Genomic DNA, 14,024 nt, shown 5'->3' with positions numbered 1-14,024 from the left:
TAGCCCTTGCTGGCGGATCTCCAGTAGAATGAAAGTGTCACCCAACATTCGAAAGGAGAGATCCCCCATGCAAGAGCACTTTCATTTTACTACAGATCCAGCCAAACTTCAAAAACAATATGCCGCTATTTTCTGTTTTGTTTCTGCCCAACTGTCGTTGATTCAAATGTATCTTCATCGCCGCAACCGTCACTTGGTCAAGCAAGAAGACGAAGTGGTCATGGCGGTTCACCTTTTGGGGAAGCTGCTGGGCTTTTCTTCCGAACGAGCCTGGCATCGTTTTGTCACGGGAAATTTGTTCACAAACGGCTCGTTTCTTGAACGCTCCCGATACAACCGCCGCTGCCGGGCGCTTGGTTTCGCCATCAAATGGATCCGTCATGAGCTGGCGAAACGTGGCCAACACCATGCTTATGCGGTCGTCGACAGCTTGCCTCTTCCGTTGTGCCATCCCGCAAGAATGCAGCGCGTCAAGCGGTTTCGAGGGATCGCGGATATGGGGTATTGTGCTTCCAAAAAGCAATGGTACTACGGTTTCAAGCTGCATCTTCAAGTGACCAATCAAGGGCTGGCCATGGGCTATGTCGTGACGGAAGCGTCCTGCCACGACGTCAAAGCCGCTGAAACGGTGATGACTCAAATCCCTCATCCCTACAACTTTGGGGACAAAGGGTACATCAGCCACGCTCTTCGAGAAAAGCTGTACGAAGAACACCAAGCCGCGTTCTGGACACCGTCTCGACACAATCAAAAGCACGGCCCATCCAAGGCATGGGAAGAATGGATCAGGAAAAAACGCAAAGTCATCGAGACGGTGTTTTCGATTCTCGTAGACCAATACCGGATCACCGACATTCGAGCGAATTCCATGGCCGGGTTTGAAGTGGCACTCGATGGCATCTTGTTGGCTTATTCCTTGGTCACACTAGGGCTGGTTGAGCGCTGACACTCAACTAGCACCACGGGTTAGTATCAGTTTTTCCCAAATTTCCATCTGCCATGTACCAATCATACCCTCCACGACCTAAATAATGATTGGAACAACCGTTGTTTATGTGCGAGACTCGTAAATATGAAAAGAGAGACATAAAAAAGAAGAATGATCATACATTGTAATGGACAAACAGGAAAGAAGGTATCCGAAGTGATAAAAAAAAGAACATATCTGGGATTGGCCGCCATCCTATGTTCTGTCATTATTTTTTTCATCATTCGCAACATGAATCAAACAGAAGAAAGCATTATGTATTTTCCTCTCCATCCCACTGCAGATTTTCCTTCTGCCTATACGAAGCTTCAATTCAAAACAGGACATGCCAATCAAGCTTACAAAGTTTCCTGGGAAATTCAGTCCTTTCTTTCCCAAAAGGCCTATTTGCGTCAAGATATCAGCCTATTATTTGTTAACGGACGATTGCGCGGAACTTTAAACAAATGGAAAGAACAAACGCAAAAAATCACGGTCCGCGATGATTACATCGGAAACGGATCCGCCTTCCTACAAGCTATTTCTTTTCACTATGCTGAACTGCATCAGAACCAGAGTGAGATCAAAAGCGCCCAAGAAATGTCTTCGGATCAATTGTTTGTCATTGATGCCGCCAAAACCCCGTTACTTTCTTTTCGGACGCCTGGAAACCCAATCGAAATCAAATGGTCCAAAACTTTAACCGAACATACCAATAAACAATTGGAGAAGATCGCCTCCAGAGCCTATCAAAAATACCATCTACAGCCGAATGCTTTTATCCAAATTCCGTTAACGGACTTAGCCGCCTACAGTCATATGAAACTTCCTAACTTGTCTTTGCCTCAATCGAAGACGATTATCGGCCGTTTATGGGAAGGGCTTTACAAAAATTATTTTCTTGGAATAAAAAAAGAAAATGGCACTATCGAGGATCCTATCGATAGCACCATTCCGCTTATTCTTCTCTCTAAAACAGGAAATGTCCTTTACGTCGTTTTTGAAACGAAAGATGGAGAGATCGTCGCATTAAAACAAATCATCCCTTAATCTTTTATAGTTCCTTTGCCTATCGCTGATATTGGGTTTAACCGGCATGATAAACCAAATTTAAGCTATCCGAAAAAATCCACCATGATATCCTGTCCATAAAAGAAAAACGGTCAGCAGGAAAGAAAGGAGGAAAAACGTCGCCTGAAGGCTCCAGTTGCGTTGACTCGGAACATAGGAAACACCGGCAGCTAAAAATCCGCCGATTAATCCGCCAATATGTCCCGAATTATCTATTCCGGGCACAGTAAACCCGAAAATTAAATTGATGATTATGACCACAATCACGTTCATCCCTATTGTCCGAAAAAACAAACTGCGGTTTACAAATCCGAAAAATAAAAGAGCTCCGAAACAACCAAATATAGCACCGCTCGCCCCTGCGGACAGATTGGGAGTAAAGACAAAACTGGCAACCGAACCGAGAAAACCGGAAAACAAATAAATCCATAAAAACCGCCATCTTCCGAATATTTTCTCGACCATGGTTCCAAGATAGTACAATGCCATCGTATTCATCAGCAAATGTAGAACGCCGATATGAAGAAAAATCGGGGTAAAAAAGCGCCACCACTCCCCATCGAGAATAAGCGGGTTGAACTTAGCGCCAAATCGAATCAACGTATCCGTATTCGTACTCCCGCCGTTTATCTCCAGCAAGAGAAACACGGCGACTTGAACAGCGATAAAAAGGTAGGTGAAAAAAGGGTTGCCATACTCAAGTAAATTTCGATCCTTTTCTTCTTTTTGAACAGCTCCAGTCAAAACAAGCTGTTCAAGGGATTGAACTTCGCTTTCCTCATAAGCATCACGAAAATGCCAGTGTCGAGCTCCATTTTGAAACAGCGTATTCAACTGATCAAATGCTTCTTCTTCATGACCTTGAGCGAACAATATTGGGGTGACGTTTGTTTGAGAAGTCTCGAGCGGAGTATAAGGTGCTTTCAGCAAATGTTCATAATCATCGACCGGTGGGTATTTGGATACATACATACTGACAACATTGAGCCTTCTTCTCATGAAACGCTTGCGGATCTTCTCCCCGTTTGCTGCCGTCAGCTGAATGTCCCTTTGCAGCCAATTGCTCCAGTCAAGTTCATGGCGAAGCAACCGGACAACTGGAGCTCGTTTTATTGCCGTATTTTCCAACCACAACTCCCGGCGGTCATCGGATATTGCCATGAGCCGATAATCTTGTTCCATCAACAAAAAATAAGCAAGGCGCCAAAAAATATAGTCTTCGCGAAAACTCATGAAATCACATTCCTTTGAGCCACTGCGCAAAAAGAGCGCATCTATTATGACTCTACTATAGCGAAGTCACAATCCAATTGTAAAGAATTTTGAAGGATCCATTTTCCATTCATTTATAGCTCGTAACAGGAGTCAGTACACGCATGATTCTGTTTTGGACGCCTGGAATGCGCATGAATAGTTGGACGGCAACCCTTCTAAGAATCATGCTTCCCAGCGCAAGATTGACCAGCCGATAACGGTAGCGGTATATAACAACGGCCAGTACTCCGAAGCCGATCCATTTTGTCCAGTTTGTTCTCATATTCATCCCTCCTAGGATTAATTTGCGATACATTGGTCGCAATTATTCCGATTGAAGGAATGATTTCCTCATATAAAGAAAAACAAATTGGCCGGCGCCATTTCGTGAGCTTATGAATGGAGCAAATTTCAAAAGCCGGTAACAACTTTTCTTCAGCACGCGCTCATTCAAGATTTCAAGGGATAAAATCTCTTAGTGGCAAAGACAAAAAGGAATCATTTAGATCATCATCCATGCCAACAAGCCGCCCAATAAGCTTGAAAGAAAGTTGACGGTTTCATTGTTAAACACAGGATGCCCTTTCTTAAGGATGGTGTTCTTCCCGCAATGAAAACGTTTTTTAGTATGAACCCCGCAATTCGGACATTCATATTCGCTCTGGAAATAAGCACCCAAAAACGTATCGATTACATTTCCGAAAAAGCCTGCTGCGGCGAAACCGATCACGCTTAAAAGGGAGGGCAAATATAGTAAGTATGCAATGACAGCAATCCACGCCGCGCCACCGACAGCCCCCGCTGTTCCCACTAAAGACACCGCACCAGACACACCTTTTTCGACTTGTTTCCATGTTTTTACGGAAATCGGTTTCTTTTTACCGACAATCCCGATTTCTGAAGCCCATGTATCAGCATTGGCCGCAGCAATGGCAGCGATAAAGGCCCAAAGCCATTGTATGTCTCTTTCGAAATGGTAAATGATTAGAAAAAGGACAGCCGGTCCCCCGTTAGCCAATACTTGCTGCCAATCTCGCCTGGATCCTTTCGCCAAACGTTCTTCCGATGGCTCTTTCACTTTCGATTTCCACTTAGACAAGAGGATTGAAGAGAAAAAGAAAGCACCCAGCACGACGAGCCCTTTCCAATCGGCAGCCCAATAAATCGTCAAACCCGTAATAATGGCCGCGATACCACCTGAAACAGATAAGGCATTTCCATAAACGCCCGCCAAACTAACGAGAACAATCACAGTCATCACGAAACAATCAAATGCTGTCACATTCAATGATCCTTTCTTCCGTGATGATTTTTTGAACAGGAATGTCATGAGATTCCACAGGCAGCTGCGAAACGATTTGACTAGAGAAGGCCAGCGACGCCGTTTGCTTTTTATATAGTTTTAAAAATCGATCATAGTAGCCGCCGCCGAAGCCTAATCGATAGCCATTATTCATAAAAGCAAGGCCCGGTACAAGGAGAAGATCGATATCTGCCGGATCCATTTTTTCCGTTCGTTCCGGATTCGGTTCAAATAACCCGTAATAAACAGTTTCCAACTCCAGAAAAGAAGTTAATGTATGAAACTGGAGCCTTTTTTCATCGGGAAGACATTTAGGAACGGCCACTGTCTTTTTTTGATTCCATGCTTCACGGATCACCTGCCATGTATCCACTTCCGGAGCGATGGAAACCGTTACACCGACGACAGCAGCCTCCTGCCACTCTTTTGTTGAAAACAATGACTTAGAAATACGATAAGAATATTGCTCATATTCTTGTTTAGAAAGAGATGACAACGTATTTTTCATCTTCTTTCTCCATTCCTTCTTGTCCAAAACATCCTCCTCCTTTTAACCGTCTTCGTTCTTCTAATACCTGTCTCTATTAATTATATTAAAAAAACGGAAACAGCCGCAGTCGACATGCACAAAAAAAACAGCAGGGAACAGCCTGCTGTTTACTTTGTTTCGCGGTGCAAAGTAACGCGTTTTTCTCTTGGGCAATATTTTTTAAGCTCAAGACGATCAGCATTGTTACGCTTATTTTTCGTAGAAATATAATTACGATCACCGCATTCCGTACATGCTAAAGTGATGTTTACGCGCATTTTTTTCCCTCCAAACCTCAAAGCAAGTCTCGTTTTCCATACGACTTTTCTATAATATCATCTTTTTTTTCGAAATGCTAGTCTGTTTTTCCCGCAGATCCTTCTTGGAATATTGATTTTCCTCATATTCCTGTTCAAACAGCAAGATGGTTCCTCTGCCCGATTCTCCTTCACAAAGGTGAAAGCGAAAGGACAAGATGACAGCATGCCGCCCGAAAACAAATGGATGATAATGAACGGTTCCGTATGGAAGCTCTTCAAACCACTTCATAAATGTTTTTCGTTCATTGACCGGGTAAACGCTTTTCAGCACCGTTCCATTCGTTGCTTCGGCCGATAACATACATCTCTTTTTCTGTTCAAAACTCCAAACCGTTCCGTCTATGGGCGAAAGATAGCCGATTGTTTGGGATTTTTCAGCCATTGGCGACGTCGCCAATACAAAGATGATTTGAATCTCATTATTTTTCGGAGATTTGCTTTCTATGCGAAAATCAAGCTTTTTTCCGTCATAACCGTTATTTTCTTCGATTTCAAAGAAAATGTCGTTATCTATGTTCGAAAATTTCCGACTATTCACCAAACAATAGCAATGAAAATGAGTGCTACCCATGTCATTTTTTACGAGTCGCTGCTTTTTTTTCATCTCTTCACACCCTATTCTTTATTGTTTTATAAAACGGTCCCCTCGTCTTCGATTCTATTAAACGATCCATATGGACTCATATAGCTTTTTCGTTTTCTTTGCGGCTTCTTCCCAGCTGTATAAGTGTTTTGCCGTATGATAGCCTTGCCGCGCCAGTTTATCTATCATACTTGGATGATTCAATACAGAGACGATTTCTTTCGTTAAACTTTCGGGATTTCCTGCTTCGAAAAGAATCCCGGAATGCTGGTGCTTGATAAACGTCTCGAGTCCTCCGGTGTTGGCGGACACGACCAATTTCTTGGCGGCCATTGCTTCCAAGGCAGCGATGCCAAACGGTTCATAAAGGCTGGGAAAAATCGTAAGCGTACAATGGTTTAATAACGCAATGCGCTCTTCTTCCGTTACATATCCGACAAAATAAACGTTATCTTCCAAACCGCGTTCTTTTACCTGTTGGCGAAATCGTTCCAACAATGGTCCCTTTCCGGCAATGATAAAACAAAGATCAGCCGAGTTCATCATCATCGGCGCCGCTTCGATGATAGTCTGAAATCCTTTTTCCCATACCATTCTTCCAATTGAAAAGAAATACGTCTTGTCTTTCAGCCATTGAAAGCGTCCACTCAAACACGAAGAGGACCATTCTTTATCTTTTTCTGTATCGATGCCGTTGGCAATAACGGATAACGGCGGGTGGTGAGTCAAGATTTGTTGAACTTCTTTTTTCATTGGTGCGCTGCAGACAATCAAGCGGTCGCTCTGCAACATCAATTCGCATTCCTTTTCATGAATGATTCGCTGTATATCGGACATCCTGTTTCCGCTTCGACCATATTCAGTGGAATGAACCGTTGTGATAAGAGGAAGACCAAAAATTCGTTTGCACGAAAGCGCTGCGCCTGCTACCAGCCAATCATGGGCATGGATGAGATGTATTTCATGATGGGCGAGAATGTCTCCTGCCTTGCGAATCATACAACTATTTAAATCGGCGACCCACTTCAGAAATTGGGGTTCATTTGGATGAAGGGGACCTGATCGGTAAATATGGATGCCGTTTTTTCGTTCATATACGGGCATTCCCTCGCTTTCAGCAGTGATGAGATGAATCTCAACACCTTCGTCTGAAAGCGCCGATGACAACCCCTCCACATGTCTCGCAAGCCCTCCTGCCAAATGCGGAGGAAACTCCCATGAAAACATCAAAACAGCAAGTCGGCAAGAGTTGGTCACAGCTGCAAAACTCCCGGCAAGAAAATGGGCGAAACATTTTTCCAAAAATAACAAAGGACAAAGATTAGAAATTCATTCCCTTCCCGTTTTTCCCTTCTCATCATAAATTCGTATCTCCTTCATATACTTTCGTGAAAGCTTTTGTTTTCCGGATGTCGATTCTTCTGCTCTGTTTATTTCGAGGACCATTTTTCCGATGAATCGGGAAGATTAAGGAGGTTATTCGCAGAGCCCTTTTTTGTATTGCAATAAAAGCTTCCCTTATTTTGTCAATAAAGCAAAAGCACCTCCATTATTCATAATAAGAATAGGTGCTTATATGTCCGCGCCATTTAGGTCGTTGTCTATCCTCGCTGATCACCCCATCTGAAAGTTTTTCAGCCCCTGTTTCGGCACTAGGACAATGAATTTCATTAGAACGAAGAAGAGGAAAAAATTCATGGGTAATGGTCCAAAACCCCAATTCAAAAATGTAAGAATGTCCTGATTGCAATCCTTTTATGATCCAATAATGATGATCTTTCGCTATTTTAAATGTTTGGGCACTACAAGCATTATTGCCATCGAAACAAATACCCGTTATGTCATACAGCCGCAAATCCCAAATATGTTCGTTAGCTGGTTTTTGATAAAATTCCATCACGGCCGCAACAAATCGCTCATCTATGATCCATGAGCATAGCGCTTTTTGAAACGGAAGAAGAGCCGCCGATAATTCATTCACAAATGGCTTCCAAGTTGTTTGCACCATTTCATCTGCCCTCTCTTGCTTCTTTTTGGTCCTCCGTTGCCATTTCTCGCATTCAGTATATTTTTCGTTATCTTCATGGTATCACCCCTGCCGCTTTTCCACAATAAACGCATTTTGTCAAAATTTGCCGCACCGCTTGTTATCCATTCTGATCGACTGATTTTTTCAAAATAAATTAAGAAAACTCTTTTCTCTGCATAGACCCACCACTTATGGATCATGACGATTCTTTGCACAGGCCCCTTTGCTCTCATCTACCATTCCCTATCGACTCTTTCCCTTTATACACAGATTAAGAGTCCACCAATGTGTTTTCAGGCACCTTTTTTAAATTTCCCTTCGTTTATTAGATACTCTTATTCTACAATGATGTATGGAAGAATTTTGCGGAATATGCTATAACTAACAGTATCTATATCGATTTGGGGTGAAAAGTATGTATGGGTTTATCTTGGGATTATTAGCCGCATCGCTCCTTTTATTCATTCTATCTTTTTTCATGAAAAGTCGTTTCAAAACGATGGAACAGCAGCTAGAAGAAATATCGCTTCAATTCCTTCAAGAAAATTACCAGGTGAAAAAGAAGCTGAAAGTTTTGGAAGAGGAACTTTTAATGGGAGATCCCTATTCCGAAGAGAAAAATTCCCGTCAAAAAGTGAACGAAATCATTCGCAATCAAGTGATATCCTTATATTTCCAAGGAAAGAGCATGGATCAAATCGCCAAACAATCTTCCCTTTCTCTCAGCCAAGTCAAACAAATTTTAAAACCTTATCAAAGCAATGAATATAAGAAGGACATGATTTTTTGATGACGGGATGCAAAGAATCCGGATGATTGGAAACGGATTCTGAAAATAAAAAATCGAAAACCCGCAAGACAATAAAAAGCGAGGAATGGAAATGAGCAGAGAAACAGTACGTGCATTCGCTTTTGGATTGCTTTCAGCAGCATTGGCCTTATTTTTATTTGTACAGTTTTTCCATCAACCTGAAGCCAGTATGAGCACTCAAGAGATGATACACGCATTGAAAAAACAGGGGTACACGGTTTCTTCCCCGAAAGAGTCAAGTAATCAGCCGATAAATCGAAAATCATATAGCTCGAAGCGCGAAAAACTGCAGGTGGATACATCTCGCAAGACGAAGAATGAGTCATCTAAAGAAACGACCAATGCCAATCGTTCGTTCCGGTTAACGATATCGCCTGGAACGACGCCAGATCAAATCGCCCAACGTTTGGAACAAGAAAAAATCATCAATAGCGCCAGTCAATTTAGTGAGTACATGAACCAAAACGGCTTTTCCAAAAAACTGCAAATCGGTACGTATTCATTAAACTCGCAAATGACGATGAAGGATATTGCCAACACCATTACAAAGTCAAAATAATCGATTTTAGCCATCCAGTGTTTTTCCGATTTCGATATGATAGACCATATTGTACATAAGAGAAGCTAAGAAAAGAACTTCTCTCACGCAATCCCATTATGGTTTTGATAATCGAGTAGGAGGGAGCGATTAACTCCCGTCCTCTCACACCACCGTACGTACGGTTCCGTATACGGCGGTTCAATTAAGATCATTGACGCAAGTCTTTATAACTTCCGTGAATAGCTGTTCTCTTTATGCCAGTGGTCACTCCACCCTCCAAGAGGTCTCCCACGGGATTCACCGCTTCCTCCCTCAAGTGAGGTACTACGTTTTCTGTGTTCATCATGACTCACTGAATACCAAGGGCTATTCTCTCTTCATTGTTCGGTCCTTCTTAGTTGTTCTAGACCAACTAATACTATGACCTCTGCTGACTTCTGACGGTTCAGCTACTTATCACTAAGTAGGTTATGAAGAGTACTTCACATATCCGCCAGACCTCCCCGGGTAAGTACATGCACTTTCACACCATCTATCCGCCTCATTTACTCGATATGACCTTCGACAGAAAGAGCTTTGTTTTGTTATGCAAACTCACTCCATCATACCTAGCCTTATATGAGGTTCGTGTTCCTCGGTCCGGTGTTTTGCCTCCAGCTTCCTTCAGATTCCGCGTCACCACGGACACCCTTGCTCTTGGCTAACCTCTACTTCTGTCTTCGGGGTTCGGGACTTACACCCTATAGTTCATGTACATGCCGGGCGCACATAAAAAGGCCGAGACGAACATCTCAACTGTTCGTTTCGGCCCTTTTTCGATTATCCTTGGCTATTATCTGAATCGGAGCTTTTGCTCTTCGACTTATCGTTGGATTGGTTGTCCTGTTTTGGCATTTCGTCCACGACGACGTCGGATGTTTGTTTTTGTGCACGTTCTTTCTTTAGTTCGAAATATTTGTCCAAAATTCGACGACCAATACGATAGTTGATTTGCGAGCTTCCGTTTCCTTCATAGACCCACGGCACAACGACGGCAAACGCAACTTCCGGATTGTCATAAGGAGCATAACCAACAAGCGTCAAATTCCAAACCATCGGCAGCTGTTGACCTCTTTTCAAAAATTCTTCGCTTTTTGGTCCGTCATATACCCCTTCTGCCGTCCCTGTTTTCCCGGCCGGTTTGTAAGGCGCATCATAAAAAGCGCTGTAAGCCGTTCCCTGCGGATCCTGCATGACTTCTCTAAAGCCCTCTTGTACATGTTGAATCCAAGAGGCTTTAGCATCGATTCTGTTCAGCACCTTTGGTTCAACCGTTGTGATGACCGGACCAATCTTTTTGGAATCTGATACTGGTTCGCGAATTTCTTTTACGATGTGCGGCTCCATTCGATAGCCGCCGTTGGCAATGGTTGAAACATATTGTGCCATTTGCAGAGGCGTATACGTATCAAATTGCCCGATCGCAAGGTCCAAAAGCAAACCAGGACGACCTGGATCGATCTTTCCTTTATAGCCGACTTGTTCATTCGGCAAATCGATACCCGTAGGCACACCTAAGCCAAATTGAGCGTAATGGCTTCTCATGACATTAAAAGCATTCATATCAATCTGAAGGCTTTGATTCGGACGATAGGTTCCTTTTCCGATGGCAATGGCCGTTTTAAACATATAAACGTTTGAAGACCGCTTAAGAGCATATAAATCATTAATGGACATGGCGCCGGTGCGGTTAAACCATGAGCTCTTAGGGGGGGTTCCTCTAAATTTTAAAGGTTCATCCACGAGATATTGTCCCGGATGAATCGCACCAGTCATATACCCTGTTAATAATGTGGCCCCTTTGACAGCTGACCCCATAGCATAGGAAGTCGTCATATTGCCAAGGGAAAAATCCACAAGTTCAGGTTTACCGGTTTTTTTGTCGATTTCGTATTTTTTTCCGGCCATGGCCAAAATTTCACCGGTATGCGGATCCATCATAGTGACAAAAGCTCGATCCAAATACCGTCTTCCCGGAATTTCTCTTGACAGTTCTTGGGAAATGATCTCATCCACCGCTTTTTGCAAATCCATATCGATTGTCAGAACAAGATCATCTCCCCGCTTCCCTTTGCTGACAACTTGGGAGTCAAGGATGTTGCCGTCTTTGTCTGTTATATTTTTAATTTTTGTTTTTTGTCCGCGCAAAACGTCTTCATACTGATATTCTATGTAGCTTTTGCCAACACGGTCATTACGGCTGTAATCTTTTGATAAATAATAATCAAGCATATCTTGAGGAAGCCCCTCATTAGAAGACGAAATTTTCCCTAGCACCGACTTTAACGTTTCCCCGTAAGCGTAGGAACGGTCCCAGTCAACGGTTGTATCCACACCAGGAAGAGAATCGAGATTCTCGTTAACCAAAGCATATTCCTTCGGTGTCACTCCGTTGTTTTTCACAATCTGCGGCGTCATCGCATATCCAGAATTAAATTTACTATAAATCGCCAATACCTCTAAGTCATGTTTTGTCAAGGAAGCTAAATCCTTTTTGGTGACTCTCTTCAGCTGCAATTGATATAATTGATCGTCAGACAATTGATTGTCTTTATATTTTTTCCATTCTTCTTTCGTAATCTTCTGTTTCGCCTCTTTCGGATGAGTCATGATCCAATAATCTTTTTTATCTCTTTCGGTGACTTTATCCGTATCCATGTGAATCAAAGTAGCCAATTTTTTGGCCGTTTTCAGCATTTCTTTAGGACCGGCGTTTTTCGATCTTGTATACGTAATGGCGTATTTGGAGCGGTTTTCCACCACCGGTTGACCATTTCGATCATAGATGATGCCGCGAGGGACGCTTGTATTGGCCGTCACATTCTCCGTGCGTTCAATCTTCCTTTCGTAGTCCTCCCCTTGAACGATTTGTACAACCCCTAACCTAAAAATTAAAATAGAAAACAACACAAAGACAATAAAAAACAACATGTTCACCCGAAACGGTACATGCGTTCTTTTTGCTCTCTTTGCTTTTTTCAATGGGAACAATCCTCTCTTTACAATAACTCTTTTCTCTTTATCATTTTAAACAAAACCAAGCCATTTTTCTATAAAAAAAAGCATGTAAAATGATAGATGATTTTCTTTTAAAACATGGAAAAATCGAATATTAAAACGGAATACGCCCATTTTGGTGAGTACATCTACATCTATTTATATTATGTATGGTGTATTATAAATCAAGATATCGTAATTGGATCAGATCCCTCCTTTTCATGGACTTATTTATTGTATTTTCCATGATGAAAATGGAAGGATCCGTCCTTAAGTACGAGCACTGACTATTCGATGCGAATGTTTCGAATACAAAAATAAATCAGCGTATGACCAGCTCCAACGATTAACAACAAGATCGGAATGCTTTTTTGTTCAGGAAAAAAATGAATGGCGAATATAAAGCATAAAACCGAAAAAATACGGCCGGCATTGTTAAACAATTCTCTCACCACAATATACTCGACCCGCATTTCACTTGCTTTCCAAGAACGGCCGATCACATCATAAGTAATCGAAATATACGGAACAAGTAGAAAGGGATACGCGATGGCAATCATGCTTGCATAAATCAAAAGTTTCGGGAACGTGGGATGAAACACAATCAAAAAAAGGGACAAGTATAGGACCACACCTGCAGCCAGTATCACTGGCTTCCGAAATTCCTGTTTGATCAGACGCGAAGCTAAAGAATAACCAATAAAAGAAATTCCTGAGTTCACCAACCCATAGGTACCTAACGAAAATTCACTTCCCGTCGAAATAAAGACGAAAACGGAAATAACAAATACGAACACGCCTTCCCGCAAACCTTGGAAAAAATGAGCAATCGTAATTCGGTTCCAATTCTGATTCGTTTTCCTCTCCTTCCATATCCTTTTCAAAAAATATTGACCATGCGCCGGCCTTCTTTTCAGCATAAGACTTAAAAGAACAGCGATCGTAAATAAACCGAGCGACACGGCAAAGATAATGGAATACCCGACAAACGACTCAAACCGTGAAATAACGGATCCGGCTAAAACGGGACCGACCATCCCCCCGGCTGAACTTAACGTTCCGAGAAATCCGTTAAAAAAATCACGGGTTTCTGGTTCCGTAATCTCAAACGTTAAGACATTGTACGCCAGCCAATAAAAACCATATCCCACTCCCAGCAAAGCGCCGAGAATAGCTAAAAATTCATGGGCCCGTTCGCCAAAAAAAAGGACAGATAAATAAAAAAGGGCCAAGAAACTGACTCCCATACGCAAAACCATGATTCGATCGACTTTTTTGGCCCATTTCCCGGCGAGAATAAACGTTAATGGCTGAAAGATGACCACCATTAAATTATAAATCGCCAAATCCATAAACTTTCCGGACTGTTTCCATAAATAAATGTTTACAAATGTGTTGGAAAGCGCCACGCTTAAAGAATAGCATCCGCCGATCGTTAATAAAATCAGCAATTCTTTTGTTAATTCTACATCTCCAAACCATTTTTTGTATTGTTTGTTCATAAAAAACTCCCCTTTGTCTCTCTCCTATCTTTTGAAACAAAGGGGGCTCTTATACAAGAAAAGGCGAATCCCTTTGAA

Annotated in this window: 14 protein-coding genes; 4 read left to right on the top strand and 10 right to left on the bottom strand. The window is 42.3% G+C overall.

The genetic code is table 11. The annotated features are described in order from the left end of the window. The first annotated feature begins 67 nt into the window (after window positions 1–67). Together N1I86_RS13825 and N1I86_RS13820 are read left to right on the top strand one after the other, a co-directional pair. Complete coding sequence (locus tag N1I86_RS13825) at window positions 68–946, top strand: IS982-like element ISGsp1 family transposase (RefSeq protein WP_004439648.1); 879 nt, start codon at window positions 68–70, stop codon at window positions 944–946. 198 nt (window positions 947–1,144) lie between these two features. Then, a complete protein-coding gene (locus N1I86_RS13820) occupies window positions 1,145–2,017 on the top strand; it encodes a hypothetical protein (protein ID WP_003355348.1) in 873 nt (290 codons plus the stop codon). A gap of 60 nt (window positions 2,018–2,077) precedes the next feature. Here the strand turns inward: N1I86_RS13820 and N1I86_RS13815 are convergent, their stop codons facing one another. The 8 genes from N1I86_RS13815 to N1I86_RS13780 all read right to left on the bottom strand — a co-directional run bounded on the left by N1I86_RS13815 (window position 2,078) and on the right by N1I86_RS13780 (window position 8,035). Further along, window positions 2,078–3,271, bottom strand: coding sequence for a rhomboid family intramembrane serine protease (locus N1I86_RS13815; RefSeq protein WP_341096770.1), 1,194 nt, complete (start codon window positions 3,269–3,271; stop codon window positions 2,078–2,080). Window positions 3,272–3,380: 109 nt separating this feature from the next. Beyond that, window positions 3,381–3,575, bottom strand: coding sequence for a hypothetical protein (locus N1I86_RS13810; protein ID WP_003355350.1), 195 nt, complete (start codon window positions 3,573–3,575; stop codon window positions 3,381–3,383). Window positions 3,576–3,794: 219 nt separating this feature from the next. Then, entirely contained in the window at window positions 3,795–4,574 is a 780-nt protein-coding gene (locus N1I86_RS13805; RefSeq protein ID WP_341096768.1) for a DUF92 domain-containing protein, read from the bottom strand. Then, window positions 4,561–5,130, bottom strand: coding sequence for a 5-formyltetrahydrofolate cyclo-ligase (locus tag N1I86_RS13800; RefSeq protein ID WP_081473110.1), 570 nt, complete (start codon window positions 5,128–5,130; stop codon window positions 4,561–4,563). Before N1I86_RS13800 ends, N1I86_RS13805 begins: the two co-directional genes overlap by 14 nt. 122 nt (window positions 5,131–5,252) lie before the next feature. Further along, on the bottom strand, window positions 5,253–5,402 hold the full coding sequence (rpmG, locus tag N1I86_RS13795; protein WP_003355353.1) for a 50S ribosomal protein L33: 150 nt from the start codon (window positions 5,400–5,402) through the stop codon (window positions 5,253–5,255). A gap of 49 nt (window positions 5,403–5,451) precedes the next feature. Continuing rightward, window positions 5,452–6,048, bottom strand: coding sequence for a hypothetical protein (locus N1I86_RS13790; RefSeq protein ID WP_003355354.1), 597 nt, complete (start codon window positions 6,046–6,048; stop codon window positions 5,452–5,454). Between the two features lie 57 nt (window positions 6,049–6,105). After that, complete coding sequence (locus tag N1I86_RS13785) at window positions 6,106–7,254, bottom strand: glycosyltransferase family 4 protein (RefSeq protein WP_341097363.1); 1,149 nt, start codon at window positions 7,252–7,254, stop codon at window positions 6,106–6,108. Window positions 7,255–7,576: 322 nt separating this feature from the next. Then, a complete protein-coding gene (locus N1I86_RS13780; RefSeq protein WP_003355358.1) occupies window positions 7,577–8,035 on the bottom strand; it encodes a DUF4912 domain-containing protein in 459 nt (152 codons plus the stop codon). Window positions 8,036–8,471: 436 nt separating this feature from the next. On the opposite strand from N1I86_RS13780, the gene N1I86_RS13775 reads away from it, so the two are divergent. Both N1I86_RS13775 and N1I86_RS13770 read left to right on the top strand, forming a co-directional pair. Next, complete coding sequence (locus N1I86_RS13775) at window positions 8,472–8,846, top strand: helix-turn-helix domain-containing protein (protein ID WP_003355360.1); 375 nt, start codon at window positions 8,472–8,474, stop codon at window positions 8,844–8,846. 91 nt (window positions 8,847–8,937) lie between these two features. Beyond that, the gene (locus tag N1I86_RS13770; RefSeq protein ID WP_341096766.1) at window positions 8,938–9,426 is read left to right on the top strand and encodes an endolytic transglycosylase MltG; all 489 of its coding nucleotides are present in this window, start codon (window positions 8,938–8,940) and stop codon (window positions 9,424–9,426) included. A gap of 801 nt (window positions 9,427–10,227) precedes the next feature. Here N1I86_RS13770 and N1I86_RS13765 read toward each other — a convergent pair. After that, entirely contained in the window at window positions 10,228–12,378 is a 2,151-nt protein-coding gene (locus tag N1I86_RS13765; protein WP_341097362.1) for a peptidoglycan D,D-transpeptidase FtsI family protein, read from the bottom strand. Window positions 12,379–12,731: 353 nt separating this feature from the next. Next, window positions 12,732–13,946 carry an MFS transporter gene (locus N1I86_RS13760; RefSeq protein ID WP_003355364.1) on the bottom strand — a complete coding sequence of 405 codons (1,215 nt, stop codon included), beginning with the start codon at window positions 13,944–13,946 and terminating at the stop codon, window positions 12,732–12,734. Window positions 13,947–14,024: the final 78 nt, after the last annotated feature.

This window comes from Bacillus sp. FSL W8-0116 (assembly GCF_038003825.1).
Lineage (GTDB): Bacteria > Bacillota > Bacilli > Bacillales > DSM-4216 > Bacillus_O > Bacillus_O smithii.
Note: the sequence above shows the minus strand (reverse complement) of the source record. Positions and strands in the feature narration are given on the sequence as shown.